Source organism: Natribaculum luteum, assembly GCF_023008545.1.
Lineage (GTDB): Archaea > Halobacteriota > Halobacteria > Halobacteriales > Natrialbaceae > Natribaculum > Natribaculum luteum.
This window is the reverse complement of record NZ_CP095397.1, coordinates 1,650,509-1,667,827: the sequence shown is the minus strand read 5'-3', so window position 1 is coordinate 1,667,827 and position 17,319 is coordinate 1,650,509. Positions and strand designations below refer to the sequence as shown.

General features: G+C 65.0%; 13 protein-coding genes and 1 pseudogene. 8 read left to right on the top strand and 6 right to left on the bottom strand.

Going from position 1 to position 17,319, the window contains the following annotated elements; genetic code table 11:
* Positions 1–44: 44 nt before the first annotated feature.
* Together MU558_RS08545 and MU558_RS08540 are read right to left on the bottom strand one after the other, a co-directional pair.
* Entirely contained in the window at positions 45–1,658 is a 1,614-nt protein-coding gene (locus MU558_RS08545; RefSeq protein ID WP_246974269.1) for a SagB/ThcOx family dehydrogenase, read from the bottom strand.
* 41 nt (positions 1,659–1,699) lie between these two features.
* Positions 1,700–2,227, bottom strand: coding sequence for a DUF192 domain-containing protein (locus MU558_RS08540; protein ID WP_246974267.1), 528 nt, complete (start codon positions 2,225–2,227; stop codon positions 1,700–1,702).
* A 136-nt stretch (positions 2,228–2,363) separates the two neighbouring features.
* On the opposite strand from MU558_RS08540, the gene MU558_RS08535 reads away from it, so the two are divergent.
* The 4 genes from MU558_RS08535 (at position 2,364) to MU558_RS08520 (ending at position 9,001) form a co-directional block, all read left to right on the top strand.
* Positions 2,364–4,349, top strand: coding sequence for a MutS-related protein (locus MU558_RS08535; protein ID WP_246974265.1), 1,986 nt, complete (start codon positions 2,364–2,366; stop codon positions 4,347–4,349).
* Positions 4,350–4,580: 231 nt separating this feature from the next.
* Positions 4,581–5,240 carry a helix-turn-helix domain-containing protein gene (locus tag MU558_RS08530; RefSeq protein WP_246974264.1) on the top strand — a complete coding sequence of 220 codons (660 nt, stop codon included), beginning with the start codon at positions 4,581–4,583 and terminating at the stop codon, positions 5,238–5,240.
* A 317-nt stretch (positions 5,241–5,557) separates the two neighbouring features.
* Positions 5,558–7,201, top strand: a complete 1,644-nt coding sequence (locus MU558_RS08525; protein ID WP_246974262.1) for a twin-arginine translocation signal domain-containing protein — start codon at positions 5,558–5,560, stop codon at positions 7,199–7,201.
* 177 nt (positions 7,202–7,378) lie between these two features.
* Positions 7,379–9,001, top strand: a complete 1,623-nt coding sequence (locus MU558_RS08520) for a flippase (protein ID WP_246974260.1) — start codon at positions 7,379–7,381, stop codon at positions 8,999–9,001.
* 94 nt (positions 9,002–9,095) lie between these two features.
* Here MU558_RS08520 and MU558_RS08515 read toward each other — a convergent pair whose 3' ends face one another.
* Both MU558_RS08515 and MU558_RS08510 read right to left on the bottom strand, forming a co-directional pair.
* Positions 9,096–9,353 carry a DUF1269 domain-containing protein gene (locus tag MU558_RS08515; protein ID WP_246974258.1) on the bottom strand — a complete coding sequence of 86 codons (258 nt, stop codon included), beginning with the start codon at positions 9,351–9,353 and terminating at the stop codon, positions 9,096–9,098.
* A 207-nt stretch (positions 9,354–9,560) separates the two neighbouring features.
* The gene (locus MU558_RS08510; protein WP_246974255.1) at positions 9,561–10,775 is read right to left on the bottom strand and encodes an AI-2E family transporter; all 1,215 of its coding nucleotides are present in this window, start codon (positions 10,773–10,775) and stop codon (positions 9,561–9,563) included.
* A 241-nt stretch (positions 10,776–11,016) separates the two neighbouring features.
* On the opposite strand from MU558_RS08510, the gene MU558_RS08505 reads away from it, so the two are divergent.
* Both MU558_RS08505 and MU558_RS08500 read left to right on the top strand, forming a co-directional pair.
* Positions 11,017–11,421 carry a DUF5518 domain-containing protein gene (locus tag MU558_RS08505; RefSeq protein WP_246974252.1) on the top strand — a complete coding sequence of 135 codons (405 nt, stop codon included), beginning with the start codon at positions 11,017–11,019 and terminating at the stop codon, positions 11,419–11,421.
* 48 nt (positions 11,422–11,469) lie between these two features.
* Positions 11,470–11,694, top strand: a pseudogene (locus tag MU558_RS08500) (IS6 family transposase); the annotation flags it as partial.
* 203 nt (positions 11,695–11,897) lie between these two features.
* Here the strand turns inward: MU558_RS08500 and MU558_RS08495 are convergent.
* Positions 11,898–13,157, bottom strand: a complete 1,260-nt coding sequence (locus tag MU558_RS08495; RefSeq protein WP_246974249.1) for a polysaccharide deacetylase family protein — start codon at positions 13,155–13,157, stop codon at positions 11,898–11,900.
* 261 nt (positions 13,158–13,418) lie between these two features.
* Between MU558_RS08495 and MU558_RS08490 the strand changes: the two genes are divergently transcribed.
* Complete coding sequence (locus MU558_RS08490) at positions 13,419–14,915, top strand: hypothetical protein (protein WP_377070922.1); 1,497 nt, start codon at positions 13,419–13,421, stop codon at positions 14,913–14,915.
* Positions 14,916–14,986: 71 nt separating this feature from the next.
* A complete protein-coding gene (locus tag MU558_RS08485) occupies positions 14,987–15,955 on the top strand; it encodes a glycosyltransferase family 2 protein (protein WP_246974247.1) in 969 nt (322 codons plus the stop codon).
* 40 nt (positions 15,956–15,995) lie between these two features.
* Here MU558_RS08485 and MU558_RS08480 read toward each other — a convergent pair whose 3' ends face one another.
* Positions 15,996–17,300, bottom strand: a complete 1,305-nt coding sequence (locus MU558_RS08480; protein WP_246974244.1) for a polysaccharide deacetylase family protein — start codon at positions 17,298–17,300, stop codon at positions 15,996–15,998.
* Positions 17,301–17,319: the final 19 nt, after the last annotated feature.

The window sequence follows — 17,319 nt, the reverse complement described above, 5'->3', positions numbered from 1 at the left end:
ATATAGACGGCTCCGTTCCCGGTCCGACCACGCCGAGGCTGCCGTCACGTCACGTTGGCTGGCCGGCCCATCGTATATAGAAACATCGGGGTCCGAGCGAACGCATCGCGGTCGAACTGGGACGACGGTTGCGACGCCGACGTCCGGTCTACCTGTGATGCGAAAAAGTCCGTGACGGCATCGTCGTAGAACGTCAGGCCCGTCCCACCGAGCGTCCGGTGGGCGTAGGTCGCGAGGTAGAGCCGGCCCGCCGTCAGCGCCGCCTCGAGCTGGGCGACCCGGTAGCCGCGATCGCCGAACGCGTCGACGACCGACTCGAGGTCGGTCAGGAAGTAGACGCAGACGGCCGCGTCGGCACCGAGGCGCTGGTCGAGCGCGAGGTGGCCTGCCTCCTGGCGAAACTCGTCCCGGCCCAGGAGCTCGAGTTCGCCCTCGGCAGGGTGGTACCGGTAGGCCCCCGACTCGAGGCCCGAGACGGCGTTGACGACGAGGTAGGGTTCGGCGAACGAGAGCGGCGGGTCGTCCTCGCGCCTGACGTCCATCGGAACGCCGCGGACGGCCCGATCGAGCACCGTCGACAGTTTGCGGAAACTGATCGGCTCGCGCCGGTACTCGCGACAGGAGCCGCGACGGCGGATCGTCGCGTGGAGCGGCCGACTCGAGGCCGTCTCGTGGTCGACCGGGTCGAGGGGAATCCGCTCGCCGTCGTCTCCCCCGCGGGTCCCGATCGACTCCGCCGGCCGGTCGGTTCGCCATCGATCCGCCGACCGGCCGTCCGCGAGCACGCTCGCCGACCACGCCTCGTGGATCAGCGGGAACGTCTTCTCGTTCGGCGAGAGGGGTGCCGTTCGCGGATCGATCGGCGCGACCGACGGCGGGTCGGGTACGCCGCTCCCGGCCCCGATCGCGACGAGTTCGAGGGGTGCTTCCCGTTCGGGGTCGATCCCCAGCAGGTCGACGACAGGAGCGTCGGCGAAGCCGGTCACGACCTCGGCGCGCAGGTCGAGCGCGTGGGCGACGGCGAGCAGGTTCGCCAGAATCGTCCCGGAGTCCCAGAAGGCGTGGCGATAGGTTCGCTCCCGGTACTTCCAGGCGTTTCGCCACCACGTCGAGGTCGCGACGATCGACAGCGGGGCCGCGGCGACGCCGTCGTGTGCGCTCGCGTCGGCGAGCACGCCGCGGTAATCGCCCTCCCGGAGCACGTCGAGCGAGAGGGTACGGGGATCGAAGTGGTAGACGCCGGCCTCGAGGTCGACACCCTCGGCGACCGTCTCGTCCTCGAGGTCACCACAGACGACGTAGAGGTCGACGTGGTAGAGCGCGCCCGTCGCCGATGCGGCACGGAACAGGCGAGTGCCGCCGCGGACGTCGATCCGTTTCGTGATTCCGGCTGCGTAGTAACAGAGGGTCGCGAGCGTCTCGCGATCGGGAACGACCGTCGGGTCGCCGTCGGGGGCCGGTTCGGCGACCGCGGTCAGCGCGGACTGCTGGGGCGGTCGAACCGACTCGGACAGCGAGCGCGTCGAGAGCGCTTCGTAGACCTTGTACGGTGTCGGCTTGTTGTCGAAGTCCAGTCGGTGTCCGCTCGTGCGCACGCTCTGTGGGGAGTGTTTCGTCCGCTCGTGGTACTCGAGCGCACCGACCTCTGGTGGGGCCATAGCCCGGATTACGACGGCGATCCCGAAAAAGGAAGACGGGGTCAGCGATCGCGGAGGTCGTCGTGGAAGACGATCTCCGCCCCGGCGTCGACGCCCGTTCGATTGGCGAATCCCCGCTCGAGTTCGACGACGTACTGAGCGGGCCCGTCGCTTTCGTAGCTCTCGAGATCCGCTGTCGAGGTATTGGGTTCTGGCTCCGCGTGTTCGACGTTCAGCACCGTCCCGTTGGGCGCGACGAAGATCATGTCGAGCGGGACGTACGTGTTTTTCATCCAGAACGACCGGTCGTCGGCGTCGTCGTAGACGAACACCATACCGTGGTCGTCGGGCAGCGACTCGCGGTACATCAGCCCCCGCGTGCGCTCCTCGCTCGTGTCGGCGACCTCGAGGGAGACGGTGGCGTTGCCCTCGTCGGTGACGAACGTGGCGGTGGCGTTCTCGTCGGTCGAGTTGGTGACGTCCGCCGCGCCGTCGGTATCGTTCGGCGGGTCGTCGCCGACGATTGGCTGACTACAGCCGGCGAGCGCGACAGAGAGTACGAGCACGAGCGTGAACGCGGACGGTCGCATTCGCCAACGGATACGTGCTTCGGCGTGAAAAAACGCCACTCCGGGACTCATCGCCTGCGAGGGAGACAGCTGCCGACCGGCGACCGTCCACGTTCGGGCGGGAGTTTTTTCTCGTCTCGGTGGAATACGCCGGTCGATGGACCTCGAGTCGATTCCGGGCGTCGGCGAGAAGACCGCGAGCGCGCTCGCCGAACTCGACGACCCCGAGCGTGCGCTACGGACCGGCGATGTGGCCACGCTCGCGCGGGCACCGGGCATCACGCAGGGACGCGCCGCGCGCATCGCCCGCGGGGCGATCCGCCGCGAGCACGACGACCCTGGCGGCTTCCTCGCGACCGACCGTGCACGCGAAATCTACCGGACCCTCCTCTCGTCGCTCCAGGACCGAACCGTCACCAGCTACGCCGCCCAGCGACTGGAGACCATCTATCCGAGTTGCCGACGCTCGCGCATCGAGGAGGTCCAGGCGTTCGCTCGCGAGGCCGTGACCCGCGACCCCGACCCCGAGGTGCTCGAGGCCCTCGCCGACGTCAGGCCGCTCGACGACGCGGGCGACGTCCGGGTCCGCGACCGGTGTCTGGCGACGACCGACGCCGAACGGTACAGCGAGGCCCGCGAGGCGATCCCGGAGCTTTCGGTCGAGGTGGTCGAGGACGCACGCGACCTCGCCGAACTCGCGCGAGGGTACGCGACCGTGATCGCACTCGACGAGTCGTTCGCCGGCGTCGACGTCGAGGGCGACGTCCAGGTCCGCCCGGACGCCCTCGAGGACCCCGCCGAGGTCGTCCCCGAGCGGGCGCTCGCCTTCTTCGCGCGCAACCGCGACACCTTGCGAGCAGCGATCGCAGTCCACCGCAGGGCGGGACTGGAGTCCGACTGCGACCTCGACGCGCTCGAGGACGGCCTCGAGCGACTCGCCGCGGACGGTACCGTCGCCGGCGACGACGAACTCGATCGGTTGACCGTCGCCGTCGACGACCTCGACGCGGCCGCCAGCGCGGCCGAGAGCGTCGCGAACGACCGCCTTCGCGAGGCCATTCGCGAGCAGGACGTCACCATCGAGGGGTCGGACCTCCTCTCGCTGGTCGAACGCGGGGCAGGCGTCGACTCGCTGCTCTCGCGAGAACTCGCCGACGAGTACGCCGCCGCGGTCGAGAGCGCACGCGAGCACCTCGTCGACGCGCTCGATCTCGATGCCGGCGAGGCGGAGATCGCCCGCCGGGCGTTCGGCGACGAGCCGACCTTTCCCGTCGAACGCGACGAGAACGCCATCTCGCGGCTGCGCGAGGAGCTGACGGCGGCGAAAGAGCGCCGGGCCGCCAGACTCAAGCGCGAACTGGCCGGCGACCTCGCGGCACAGCGAGAGGGAGCGACGCGACTCGTCAGAGACGCCCTCGAACTCGACGTCGAGTACGCGATCGCACGGTTCGCCCGGGACTTCGAGTGTACGATGCCGACGTTCGTCGACGCGGACGCTGAGGTCGGGTTCGCGATCGACGGCGGCCGCTCGCCACTGCTCGACGAGCCGCTCGAGGCGATCGATCCGGTCGACTACGCGGTCTCGGGCGTCGCCCTGCTGTCGGGTGTCAACAGCGGCGGGAAGACCTCGACGCTCGACCTCGTGGCGAGCGTCGTCGTCCTGGCCCACATGGGGCTGCCCGTTCCTGCGGCGGACGTCAGGCTGCGACGGTTCGACGACCTTCACTATCACGCCAAGAGCCAGGGGACGCTCGACGCTGGCGCGTTCGAGTCGACCGTCAGGGAGTTCGCCGACCTCGCCGACGGCGGCGACGGCAGCCTCGTGCTGGTCGACGAACTCGAGAGCATCACCGAACCGGGAGCGTCGGCGAAGATCATTGCCGGCATTCTCGAGGCGCTCGAGGAAAAGAGCGCGACGGCAGTGTTCGTCTCGCACCTGGCCGGCGAGATCCGCGAGATGGCCGACTTCGACGTGACCGTCGACGGGATCGAAGCCGTCGGTCTCGTCGACGGCGAACTCGAGGTGAACCGCTCGCCGGTCAAAGATCACCTCGCACGGTCGACGCCGGAGTTGATCGTCGAAAAACTGGCGAGAAAACGCGACAGCAGGTTCTACGGGAAGCTACTGGAGAAGTTCGAGTAGGCGATCGACTCGGGGCGGTCGTGGCCACACCGGACAGTCGCCGGGGGCGACAGTCGTCTCTCACAGTCACCACCGGGTGGGTCTTTTCGTTACGGTCACGACTCGCTGCTCGATTCGACTGAGAGCGGGCCTGACACTCAGTTTCAGCCAGCACAACAGTCAAACGAGACATTAACGGCCCGATAAGTATGTCCGCTCGAGGCCGATGGCCCGTAGCAGGGGACCTGGTCGATGGGATTTGTCGCAGAAGTACAACTCGTCTCCGAAGACCTCGCGCTAGTGCCGACGATCGAGGCCGGACCGGACGTGACGATCAGGCACGAGTACGAGACGGCCAGTGACGGGCGGTTGCTCTTCGTCTCCGTGTTCGGAGACGAGTGTTCGGCTGTCGAGTCGGCGATGGTGGCGGATCACACGGTTTCTGATCCGACTCGCGTCGCGACCTTCGCCAACCGGGCCGTCTATCGGGTGGTGGTCGACACCGACCTCGAACTCGTTCCGCCGTGTTGCAGCGAGCAGGGGCTGTTCGTCCTCGAGAGGACGAGCAACGGTCGCGGGTGGCTCGCCCGGATACACGTGCCGACCCGCGACGTCCTCTCTTCGTTTCGGAAGTACTGTCGCGAACACGGGATCTCGTTTCGCGTCACGCAGCTGCGCGAGTCGACGGCGACCGACGACGACACGTACATCTTGACCGATCGCCAGCGCCAGATCCTCTCGCTGGCGTACTACGCTGGCTACTACGACATCCCGAGACGCGTCTCACAGGGTGACCTGGCGGACCAACTCGACGTGTCGACATCCGCCGTCTCCCAGCGACTCAGGCGTGCCGTCTCGAGTCTCATCGCGACCACGCTCGAGCACGACCACACCCGCTCGGATCCCGACTGATTCTCCGAGGGCGGCATCGCGACAGTTTTCGTTCATCTATCGTTTCGTGAGCGATCGAAATACTGTCAGCTATTCGAGAGTATTCGAACATTCTAAATATATTTGTATTCTACCCGATACAGTTTCAGACGACTGCCACCGCCACGTGTGAGTCGATATTCACGATACAGTGGCGAGTTATTTCGATATTGATCACTCACTCGATCGTCCCAGAGAAACAACTATCAAAAGTTCGTTAATTCGTTCACTTTTAAAGACTGGATATCCGAATCCATAGATATTGAACCCAAACGTGACTTTACTGAAAGTGACTCTCTATGGGGAAACAACGAGACGTACCGACGTCGAACGCGGGTGATCGACCCGTGGACTTCGATAGCTGTCGTGGACGAACACAGGGGGACGATTCTGACACCGAAGTATCCTCGCGGCGAACGTTCTTGCAGACCGTAGCTGCCGCGGGAGCAGCCGGAGCGACTTTCGCGTCGACCGCGAGTGGCGCGTCCGGGCCGTACTCGGAGTACTACGACGAGTACGAGAACGTCGTCGACGTCGTCGAGGCCGGAGCCGACGACACCGGCGGCGAATCAATCACACCGACTCTCGAGCGATATCGCACCGACGACACGCTGTTCGTATTCCCGGAGGGGCGATACTACATGGACGAGCAGTTCCGATTTACGGGCTTCGAGAACGTCGGGTTCGTCGGCGACGGCGCGACGCTGGTTCCGGCGAACTACTACGACTTCGACGGCCCCCAGTACCGGCTGTTCCGTCTGGGCGTCTCCTACAGCCCCGGCCGGCGTCTCCGGTTCGAGGGATTCGACGTCGACCAGACCGCCTCGAACACGGGCATTCGCGTGATCGAGGCGTACGCCTCCCAGCGACTCGAGGTTCGCGACGTGAACATCTACGGCCAGCACGACAGTGGCACCTGGGGACCGGGGATGTTCAACGTCACCGACCCCGACGGCCAGGGCATCGTCGAACGATTTCGCGCACCGGACGGCGGCGAGTGGGTGGACAACACGCCGAGCGCCGGCGACCGCTGGCGAGGGCCGATCGGAATCGAGGCGAATCAGAACCGGGGCCGACTCACGTTTCACCACTGCGTGCTCGGTGCGTTCCCGAACAACGGCCTGTACGCGGCACACGGCGACGGGACGATCGTCGTTCACGGCGGCCTGTACGAGAACAGCAACGGCGCGAACGTCCGCGTCGGCGGGTCGAACAGCCAGATAAGGTGGCCGACGGTTCGCGTCGACAGCACGCGTCCGTTAGATCAGTCCCAGCGCGGGATCCGTATCGAGAACGGGCACGGTATCCGCGTCCACGGTGCCGCGATCACGGTCTCGTCGCCGGACCCGACGAGCCACGCGCTGTCGGTGATGAACACCTGCGAGAGCGCACGGATCGAGAACACGCGAATCGAGATGGCAGGGGACGACGTCAACCACGGAATCGTGATTTCGCCGCTGGCGGGCGAGACGGTCGTAACCGACACCGAGATCGAACACAACACGGCCGGCGGCCACCCGTTCTGGATTCGAGAGAGCGACAAACAGGATCGAGTGCTCGCAGAGTACGTCACGATCTCCGGCGAGGCGGGGGACGGCGGCGGCTTCCGCGACGGAATTCGCTGTGAGCGAGACAACTGCCGGTTCAACGTCGTGGACGTCACCCAGCGTGGCCCCGGTAGCATCGACCGAAACGCGATGGTCAACACGGGTTCGAACACCGTCGTCTATCGCGGAACCTACCGGGCGGACCAGTATCCCTACGTCGAACTCGGCTCCGACACGGTCGTCCGCGACGCGGATCTCGAGTCCTATCAGAGTGGCCGCGAAGCCGTCTGTCTCTACACCTCCGCTTCGAATCCGGCGTTCAAGAAGAACCGACTCATCAACGGAATCAGAGACTACGGCGCCAGCGGGGTCACGACCTGGGCCAACACGTACTGAGCCGTCGCGACGCCCGGCCGGGGACGCGTATGCACTAATTCGTCGTCTCGAGCCGTTTAACGCCTCTATAATAACGTTCCAGGATACGGTAGTCTCCGGTACTGTGTGTACGTCGGACGTCGCTCGAGTGGCGACAGCGAAGCCCGCCGATCGTCGCCGATCCTTGAAGGTGGACCCGTGAACCGGAGCATTGCCAGCGGCATCCTCTCGGTCGTCGGCGGAAAGGTCGTCATCCTCGTGGTGACCGCACTGACGACACCGCTTCTGTACCGTCTCCTGGGTGCGTCGCGGTTCGGGGAGTACTCGTTTCTCCTCTCCGTGTTCGCACTCTACATGATCTTCGTCAGTTCGGGGATCACCGACGGCGTCCGAAAGTTCCTCGCCGAAGATCGGCCGATCGCGAACTGGAGCGAACTCGTCGTCGGCTTCTACTTCCGGCTGGCGATCCTCACGTCGGTCGTCGGTGCCGCCCTCCTCGTTGTCGCCGCTCGAGGCAGGATCGTCGAACTCGCCTTCGGCCCCGGATTCGCGACGTACTTTCACGTCCTCGCGGTGCTCGTGCTCGCTGCGCAGTTTCGCAGCTACGCCCGCAAGACGCTCATGGGCTTCGGACTCGAGCGGTACTCGGAACCGTTGCAGATTCTCGACACCGTCGCGTTCGTCGCCCTCGCGATCCCGCTCGTGGCGCTCGGACATGGTGTGATCGGCGCGCTCGCCGGTCGGGTACTGGCCAGTGCGCTCGTCGCCGTCGTCGGCCTCGCGCTGGTCCACCGCCAGGTCTCGCTCCGGTGTATCTTCAGCCGGCCGCCCTCGAGGTTTCCCAGCCGGACGATGCTTACGTTCAACTCGATGAGCGTCGTCCTCGTGTTGCTCCTGACGTCGCTGTACCACGTCGACATCATCATGCTCCAGCGGTTCAGAGAAAGCGCCCAGGTCGGCCACTACCGGGCGGCGCTGACGCTCGCGGAGTTCCTCTGGTTCGTCCCGCTGGCGCTCCAGACGGTGTACGTCCACTCGACCTCGGAGCTGTGGTCGCAGAACCGCCACCGGCAGATCTCCGAACTCGCCTCCCGGACGACGCGGTACACGTTCTTGCTGACGGCCGTCATGGCCGTCGGACTCGCCGCGCTGGCGGACGTTGCGGTCCCGATCTACTTCGGTCCGGACGCCACGCCGGCGATCGAACCGCTGCTGTTGTTGTTACCTGGCGCGCTCGGCTTCGCGCTCGCGCGGCCGATCCTGGCCGTCGCACAGGGGAAAGGGACGCTCCGCTACCCGGTCGTTGCGACCGGTCTGGCGGCGGTGATCAACGTCGCGCTCAACGCCCTGTTGATCCCTCGCTACGGAATGCACGGCGCGGCCGTCGCGACCAGCGTCGGCTACGGCTCGATGTTCGTCTTCCACTGTCTGAGCGCCCGGCTGGTCGGGTTCAGGCCGCTCGTCGGGGCGCGAATCGGACAGGCGACGCTGGCGACCGGCCTCTCGTCGATCCCGATCTTCGCCATGGCGACGAACATCACGAAGCCGTGGCTTGCGCTCGTCGTCGTCCCGCCGGCGGGCTTCGTGATCTTCGTGTTCTGTGCGCTGCTCACCGGCGCGCTCGGACTCGGCGAACTCCGCGAGGTGCTGGCGGCGTTTCCCGGTCCCGTCGAAGCGCCAGCGTCTCCGCACCGCCAGCCGACGAACGACCGACTCGGGTTTACGGTCGGCGACTGGTTCCAGACGCTGCTGCTCGTCGTCGGAATGGTGTTGCTCGTCTCGGGAGCCATCGTCGCGCTGTTCCGGACGGGTGCCGTCTAGAATCCATCGATACTATCGGAATTGCGTGATCGTCGTGTCGCCTGTGCGAGACTGGACCCCTGGACGCCTCCAAACGACCGCTCGTTTCCAGGATTCACGTGGTCACTTCCTCCGCGACGAAGTGTCCGCGGAGTTTGTCTTCGTCCTCCGGTGAGAGGTGCGTCTCGAGGAGTTCGGGGTCGTACGGCTCGAGTTTCTCGATGACGCGGTCCCGCTGGACGTCACTCACGAGTATGAACAGCGCGGACTCACCAGAGTCGATCGTCTCGCCGACTTCCTTGATGAACGAATCGTCGATACCGATATCGGCGAACGTCCCACCTAGCACGCCGGATACTGCGCCAACCGCCATTCCCAGCACAGGTACGAGGAAGATCAGCCCGATGAGCAGGCCCAGAGCCCACCGCCGAGGGCACCCGTACCGACGAGGTTCTGTGCCTCAACACCCTTTTGGGCTGAGTAGCCACCCACTCTCGCTCGGGCGAACGGCTGGTCCCCTACGAGTGGCTAGATTCGACTGAAACCGGATTCTGAGTCGTGGTCCATCAGTGGCAGAACCTCACACCGTCGGGTCATCCTCGGGTCCGAGGTCAGAACGGCCTGTATCGGGCGGCTGTTCGTCCTGCTGGTCGGCCACGCTATCGGAGAACTCGTCGAGCGTGTGCTCGGACTCGACGTCAGCGCGCTCGTGCTCTTGATTGGCCAAGACCGGGAGGATCATCCGGATGAACGTCACGATAAACAGCATCAGGAACGGGCCGAGGAAGATCCCCGACCAGCCGAACAGCGGCGGCCCGAACAGGTACGCGAACATGACGAGTCCGGTGTTGAGCAGTCGTCCTGAGAGGTACGGCCGGATGTACGTCCGGATGAGGTTGTCGAACGCGACGATCATGACCGCGAGGAACGCAAGCGGGAACCAGATGAGACGCGGATCGACGGTGACTGCCTGGACGGCGAGGATCGCAGCGACCGTGAGATAGACGATCGACCGGCCCACGAGCGGGACGAGCGTAAAGAGGCCAGTGACGACGGCGAACAGTACTACCGAGGGGATCGTCAGATCCCCTGGCGCAGTGAAGTTGAACACCGCGTAGATGACCGCCGAGAGGATGATGACCGCGAAGATCGTCATCGTGTAGCCGAAATAAATCGAACCCAGTCCCCGATCGACGGCCGACAGGTACGCCGATGCGAGGCTGTCCTCGCCGAACACGTTCGATTCGAACCAGGCGGCGATGTTTCGGTCGCTTGTCAGCAGGAAGAACGCGATCAACAGCGAGATGAACGCGTTGAACAGCACTGCGCCGATCGCACCGACGACGCCGCCGAACGTGCCCAGAAGGTTCTGGACCGACGGATCCTGGATCAGCACCAGCGTCGTGTCGTATACCTCCGTCGGCGTATTCGGGAGGTTCGGGATCGAGACCGGTAACTGCGCGACGACTCTGTCGACCGGTATGTCCGAGACCGTCGCCACGAGTTGCCCGAGCGCCACGAGCAAGATCGCGCCGGCTAACACGATGATCGGGACGATAATGAGAAGCAGTGTCAGGGCCGCGACGAGCGTCGGTGAGGCGATACGCCGCTCGAGTCGTCGAGTGATGGGCCGCGCGACGTAGTAAATGAACAGCCCGAAGATGAGCCACGGGAGATACTGGTTGACGACGAGTCCGAGCACAGCCAGTAACACAGCTCCCAGAACCCACCAGCCGAGGTGTTCGTGTGCCGACCAGACGCGAACGTTCTGTACTGGAGAGTCTGTTTCACCCATGTGAGATAACACCACAGTAGGTGTCTTAACGAAAGTCCATTTTCGGGCAGAATTACCAAAAAACGGGCATCCAGGTACCGGGTACCGACGCGGTCGCACGTGGGGGATTCCGTTGAAACCGTTGTGGAAGCGGTCTCTATCGATGGCTGACGACGGCGACGAGACACAGTCAGCGGGATCGTACTATCCGTATCCCCTGAAACGGGGTTTATTTCCGTTGACAGCATTGTGCCAGTCGACCATGAACATCAACTGGACAGCGATCCTAACTGGATTCGTCGTGAGCCTCGCGTTAGGGTTCATCAGCGGCCTCGTCTACGTCGGATCGGAGGCCTCGATCGTGCTACTGTACTGGGGAGGAATCGGGTTACTCGGTGGCCTCACCGCCGGATACCTCGCTGGCGGGACAGTGGGTTCCGGGGCGGTCCACGGCGGTATCGCGACCGTCTTCGGGTCGCTGGTCTTGTTAGCCATCACGACGTTGACGGCCCTGTTATTTGCGGGGCTCGTCGCGTCGTTCAGTGTACTCGTCCTCGGGTTACTCCTGCTCGCGTTCTACGCCATCCCAGGTGCGCTGGGCGGGGCGATCGGCTCGTGGGCGAAACACCGCCGGGCCGCTCCGGAGCAGACGGGCACCCGGGCCTGAGCGATCGCTGGCAGTACCAGTAGCGACCTCCCGATTTTGAGCGATTTCGCGAGACTCCTGCGCAGAGAAGCCTCGAAACGCGAGATCGACGAGACAGCGTTTCTCGGCGGTGCTTGCGGCTGTCTGGCTGCCATCGCTCGCCACGACTCGAGTGGTCAGCACGACTACAGCGACCGAAATCATGTCGAAAAGCGGTTTCAGACCGTTTCACTGCGCCACGATCGACCGACCCGAGCGCTCAATGGCCAAACACCAGCCGAGGAGGTTCTGAACGATAGACAGCGCCGAAAGTACCCAGGTCAGTACCAGTCGAGCAGTGAGAGCCGCTACTAACATCACTGACACCTACAACGCCGATCGTCAGTTCGCACACGAACTGCGTAGCCGTTTTACGCCGGGGTCGACGTGAAAGCCGTCGGTCGGGCCGCTCGGGACCACGTGCCCGTCAAAACGAGCGTCACCGCTTCGGACGGGGGCTACCGCTCGAGGAGGTCGGTCGCGGTGACGACCTCGACGTCCTGTGTGTCGACGTGCTCGAGCAGGTCGCGGAACGCACGCTCGCTGATGCCGTCGTCGCCGACGTACTCGAAGCGAAGCACCGCGAGTTGCTTGTACTGGGCGGCGTACTCGACGAAGCGCTTCGCCTCGTCAGCGCTGCCGGAGAACGTGCCGAGGTTGTGCGGGTCGGTGGCGGGTAGCCCGTTCGGACCGCCGCCGTATCGGAACGCCTGCTCGTGGTACTCCCGGACGAGATCCATCGAGTCGGGCCCGAGGACGTTCTTCGGCGTGACGAAGTGCTTCGCGCCGTCTTCGAAGCCGCGGTTCTCGAGGTAGGTCTTCGTGCGTCTGATCAGCCCCTCCTGCTCCTCGGGCGAAAAGTCGTCGAAGAACTGTGCGCCGGTCCGCGGACGTGCCGCCATGTCCCAGCCGGCATCGTCGAGTTCGGACATCGCGTCGATCGTGAGCCGGCCGTCGTTACCGACAGCCTCCGGAATAATCGCCTCGACGCCGGCGTAGTCGTACTCCTGCATAACGTCGAAGGCGACCTCGTGGTGTGACTCGAGCGTGCTGTCGAACACCAACATTACGGCACCCGTCTCGGGGCGGTCCACCGCGCGCAGGTCGTCGATCGCACAGTCGATCGAGCCGCCGTCGTCGCCACGACGCCGGGCGACCAGACGGATCTCGCGGACGTCGGAGAGGTCGGGCTGGGTGTCGACACGGTTGACGCCGAAGTCGACGCGAACCCAGCGGTCGGTCGGTCCCGTGAGAGTCCGGCGCATCCCGAGGGCGTTTCGCGAGTTCGGAGCGAGCAACTCGAGCGTGAGATCGAGTTGCTGGCGGCCGGTGTACCGGACGGCAAGCGAGAGGTTCTTCCCGCTGAGGTCCAGTCCGTCCGACACCGTCGTGTAGACGCCGACGTACTCGGTTGCGTCGTCGGCCGTCAGGTGGGCGGACTGGGAGCCGGCGTAGGGGTCGTCGTCTGTCGCGGCGAGGTCGCCTTTGTCGACCATCGTCACCCACTGCTCGAGGTCTTCGAAGTCCGCGATGGATTCGCCAGGCAGGTGAGAGAGTTCGCTCCCCGAGTTCGACGTTCCAGTGGGTGGCGTTTCGTTCGCCGACGGGTCGTCGTTCGCGCTGCCCGAGCCGTTCAGGCTAGAGACGCAGCCAGCGAGCGACAGCGTACTCATCGTACCGACGGTGGTTACGAACGATCGGCGGGTTCGGTTCGTCATGGGTGAGGCAGACGAACCGCCCGCCCTTTCTTATACGCCTCTTAGCACGGTTCGGTTTCGTCGCCGCTCGAGGTCGACATTCGGGGTCCGTGGCCGGCTTAATACGTTGATAAGTGAGAACGTGGTGCCGGACGGGATCGGATCGTCCCCGCCACGAAACGGAGTCCGCGTACCGTTGGCAACGGTGATCGTACCGTGGCTAATTCGTAACGCCGAGTTATCAGTGATATAAGTAACGGTGTCAAAAGCAACCGAAAGCGTGTGACCAGAGAACAAATACCTGACCGACGATTCGGTCGACGACGGTATCTCACGAGCGCCGCCGCTGGGATCGGTGCTGTGCTCTCGTTTGCCGGGTCGGCCACCGCCTGGAACGTCGAGGATCAGTACCGGACGGTCGTCGACGTCGTCGAGGCGGGTGCAGACGACAGCGGAGCGGAGTCGATCACACCCGTGGTTCGAGAGCGGGCCAGCGACGACACCTTGCTTCGATTTCCACCGGGACGGTACTATGTCGACGAGCAGTTCCGACTGACGGACTTCGAGAACGTCGGGTTCGTCGGTGACGACGCGACGCTGGTTCCGGCGGCGTACGAGGATTTCGAGGGACCGCAGTACCGGCTGTTCCGGCTCGGTACCAGCTACGCACCCGGACGGGACCTTCGCTTCGAGGGGTTCCGCGTCGACCAGACCGCGCCGAACACGGGGATTCGCGTCCTCGACGCAGTCGTCACGGACGGCCTCGTCGTGAAGGACGTCTACATCCACGGCGTCCACGACAGCGGCACGTGGGGACCAGGACGGTTCGACGTCGTCGACGCCAGTGGACACGGCCTCGTCGAACGGTTCCGGGCCTTCGACGGCGGCTGTCACGTCGACGAGACGCCCAACGCCGGGAATATGTGGCGCGGGCCGACGGGGATCAGCGTGGACGAACACCACCGCGGAACGATCGTCTTCGCAGACTGCGTCCTGGGCGGTTTTCCGGACAACGGCCTGTACGTCTCGAGCGAGACCGGCCGAACCGTCGTCGACGGCGGCTGGTTCGAAAACAGCACCACCGGATCGATCCGCCTCGGTGGACGAAGGGGAACGATCCGGAACGTGACGGGCGTCGTCGACAGCAACCCGGATCGACTGGTGCGTCAACACCCCATCCGTCTCGACTCCGGCAGGATCGACGTCGAGAACGTCGACCTCCGGCTGCCACGGCCCAACGGCGACGCGATCAGGGTGATGAACGACGTCGACGAGGCGTCGATCGCAGACTCGAGTATCGCGATCGGTCCCGTTCCGAGTTCGGGAATTCGGATCGACCCCGCAGCGGGACCGACGTACGTCGAGGACGTGGACGTCGCGATCGACGGGAGTGCCAACGCGATTCGGATCCTCGGTCGCGACGCCGGGACCGTCGGCGTCCAGGACGTACGGATCACCGGCGACGCGGGCGGGTCGCCGATGCGTCACGCGATCTACTGCGAACGGAACGGCTGTCAGTTCCGAGGGCTCTCCGTCGACCAGCCGGGGGCGGGGAAACGCCGCGGCATCGAACTCCGCGGCAACGACGCGTTCCTGTACGACAGCACGCTCGAGACGAGCGACGTCCCGATCGTCGTCAACGGTGCGGACGACGTCTGGATCGAAGACTGCACCGCGCGCTCGTACGACGGCGACCGGTCGATTCGCATCACCGCCGACTCTGGAACCGTTCGACTCAAGGACGACACGTTCCCCGGCGGCGTCAGCGACGCCCGCTGACGGACGTCCTCGTGGTGTGGAGCGACTTATCGAATCGATAATAATGGGACGGGAGGCCGAAGCGCCGGCAAATGCCACGCGTCAGTGTGATCATCCCGACGTACAACAGAGCAACGACGCTCCCCCGCGCGGTCGACAGCGCACTCGAGCAGACGGTCGACGATCTCGAGGTGGTCGTCGTCGACGACGGGTCGACCGACGAGACGGCGTCGGTGCTCGCCGGCTACGACGACCCGCGCGTTCGCGTCGTCACACACGAGACGAATCGAGGGGCGAACGTCGCCAGGAACACCGGCATCGAACACGCCCGCGGCGAGTACGTCGCCTTCCTCGACTCCGACGACGAGTGGCGTCCCACGAAACTCGAGCGGCAACTCGCGGTCCTCGACCGTCGTTCGAGCGAGTGGGTCGCAGCCTACTGTGACTTCACGATCGACGTCACCGGGACGACCGGTCGGTTCCAGCAGCTCGTGGCTGGCGTCCTCTCCCGTGCGGACGACGAGACGACGCGGGAAGGCGGCGACGAACTGGTCGGCGAGATCCTTGCGGACAACGTCCACCCTGGAGCCGGATCGACGCTCCTCGTCCGACGAGACGTCGTCCGAGAGGTCGGCGGCTTCGACGAGACGCTCGATCGGTTCCAGGATCCGGAGTTCGTCCTCCGGATCCTCGAGGAGGGGAACCTCGCGTACGTCGACGAACCGCTGGTCGTGCGCGAGGAGACGGGCAGTCCGCCGGCGGACGTCGTCAGGGCGGCCGACGAACAGTACCTGTCGACGTACGAGGACACCGTCGACCGACTCGAGGCGGCGGGCTACGAGATCCACTCGAGTCACGAACTCGTCCTCGCGAAACACTACCTCGCCGAGGGACGGCTCCTCCGCGGGGCGTGGCACCTCCGGAAGGCGGCGGTTCCACCCCGACACTACCCTGGCCTGCTCTGGGCCGCCGGCACCGGCGTTCGTCGCCGGCCGATTCCGGTCGTCGCGGTCGCCGCGCTCGTGCTCGCGGTCGTCGGCTGGTACGGCCGTCAGTCGTGACGAATCGATAATAGAAACCGAGAAACGACCTCTGTCGACGCTACTGGCCGTTCGTTCGCAGCTGCCAGAGGTCGCCCAGCGTGATCACCTCGAGGTCGTCGCCTTTCCCGTCGATGTGCTCGAGTAACTGTCCGTACTCCTCTTTGGACATCGTGTTCTCCTCGTCGAACGCGTGGAAGTTCAGGATCGTACAGTTGTTGTGCTCGGCGGCACGATCGACACACCGCTTCGAGATGTCGAGGTCCCAGCCGATCGTCCGCGGGAGCACCAGCGGATCGAAGCCGTAGACGCCCGTCGTGTTGACGTCGCCGGACTGGTTGAACCCGCCACAGTCGTGGTACCTGTCGGTGTACTCGAGGCTGGTCTTGTCGAAACTGTTGTGCGGATAGACGATGTAATCGGCTCCCTCGAACCCGTTGTCGATGAACCACTGTTTGTCGCGTCGGAGTCGCGGTTCGATCTCCGCTTCGTCGTACCGGTGGATCGGCTCGTGAGTGCCGTGGACGACGATTTCGTCGCCGGAGTCCTGGCGTTCCTGGAGTTCCTGGACAGTCATGTACCTGCCGCCGGTGGTGCCGTCGCTCGTGGTGTCGGGAATCGGAGCCTGGATCGCGGGAACGCCGTACTCGTCGTGCATCGGCGCGGCGTCGTCGTAGTAGTCCCGTCGGCCGTCGTCCCAGGAGAGCACGACGTACCCTTTGTCGGGTTTCGCGTGCGTCCGCAGGTCGTCGACCCACACCTCCGCCTCCGGTCCGGTGTTGAGGACGACCAGTTCCATCCGCTCCAGGTCGCCCATCTCGGTCGGGACCGGGGTCGTCTCGAACACGCCGGGATTCGTTCGGAACCAGCCGACGTCCGGCGTCCGGTACGTGATCTGTCGGAGCTGGTAGATGGTATGGCTGCCGTAGGCGTCCACGAGCCGGAGGTAGACGGCCACATTCCCGGGCGTCGTCGTCCGCATCGCAAACGAGAAGTCGCGATCGGCGAGGTCCTCGTCGAGTTCGCGCTCGACGACGATGTTCTGGTCGCCGGTGGCACTCAGTCTGAAACTCTGCGAGCCGTCGAAGATGACCTCGGTGTCGGGTTCGCCCGACCCCTGGACGACGGACCACGCCGACAGGTCTTCGAAGTCCTCGAAGGACTCGCCGGGTTGGCTGTAGGTCTCGCGGCTCAGCGACTCCGTCTCGAGCGACGGAACGCCACCGGACGTCGATTCATTCGGATCGCCACCCGGCGAGTCGTCGCTCGAGGCGAGACCCAGCTGGTCGGTACAGCCGGCGATCCCCGCGATCGCGGCAGAACTCGACAGTGCGAGAAACCGTCTTCGCGTCGATGGTCGTGTCATTGATCGCTCGAGGCTACCG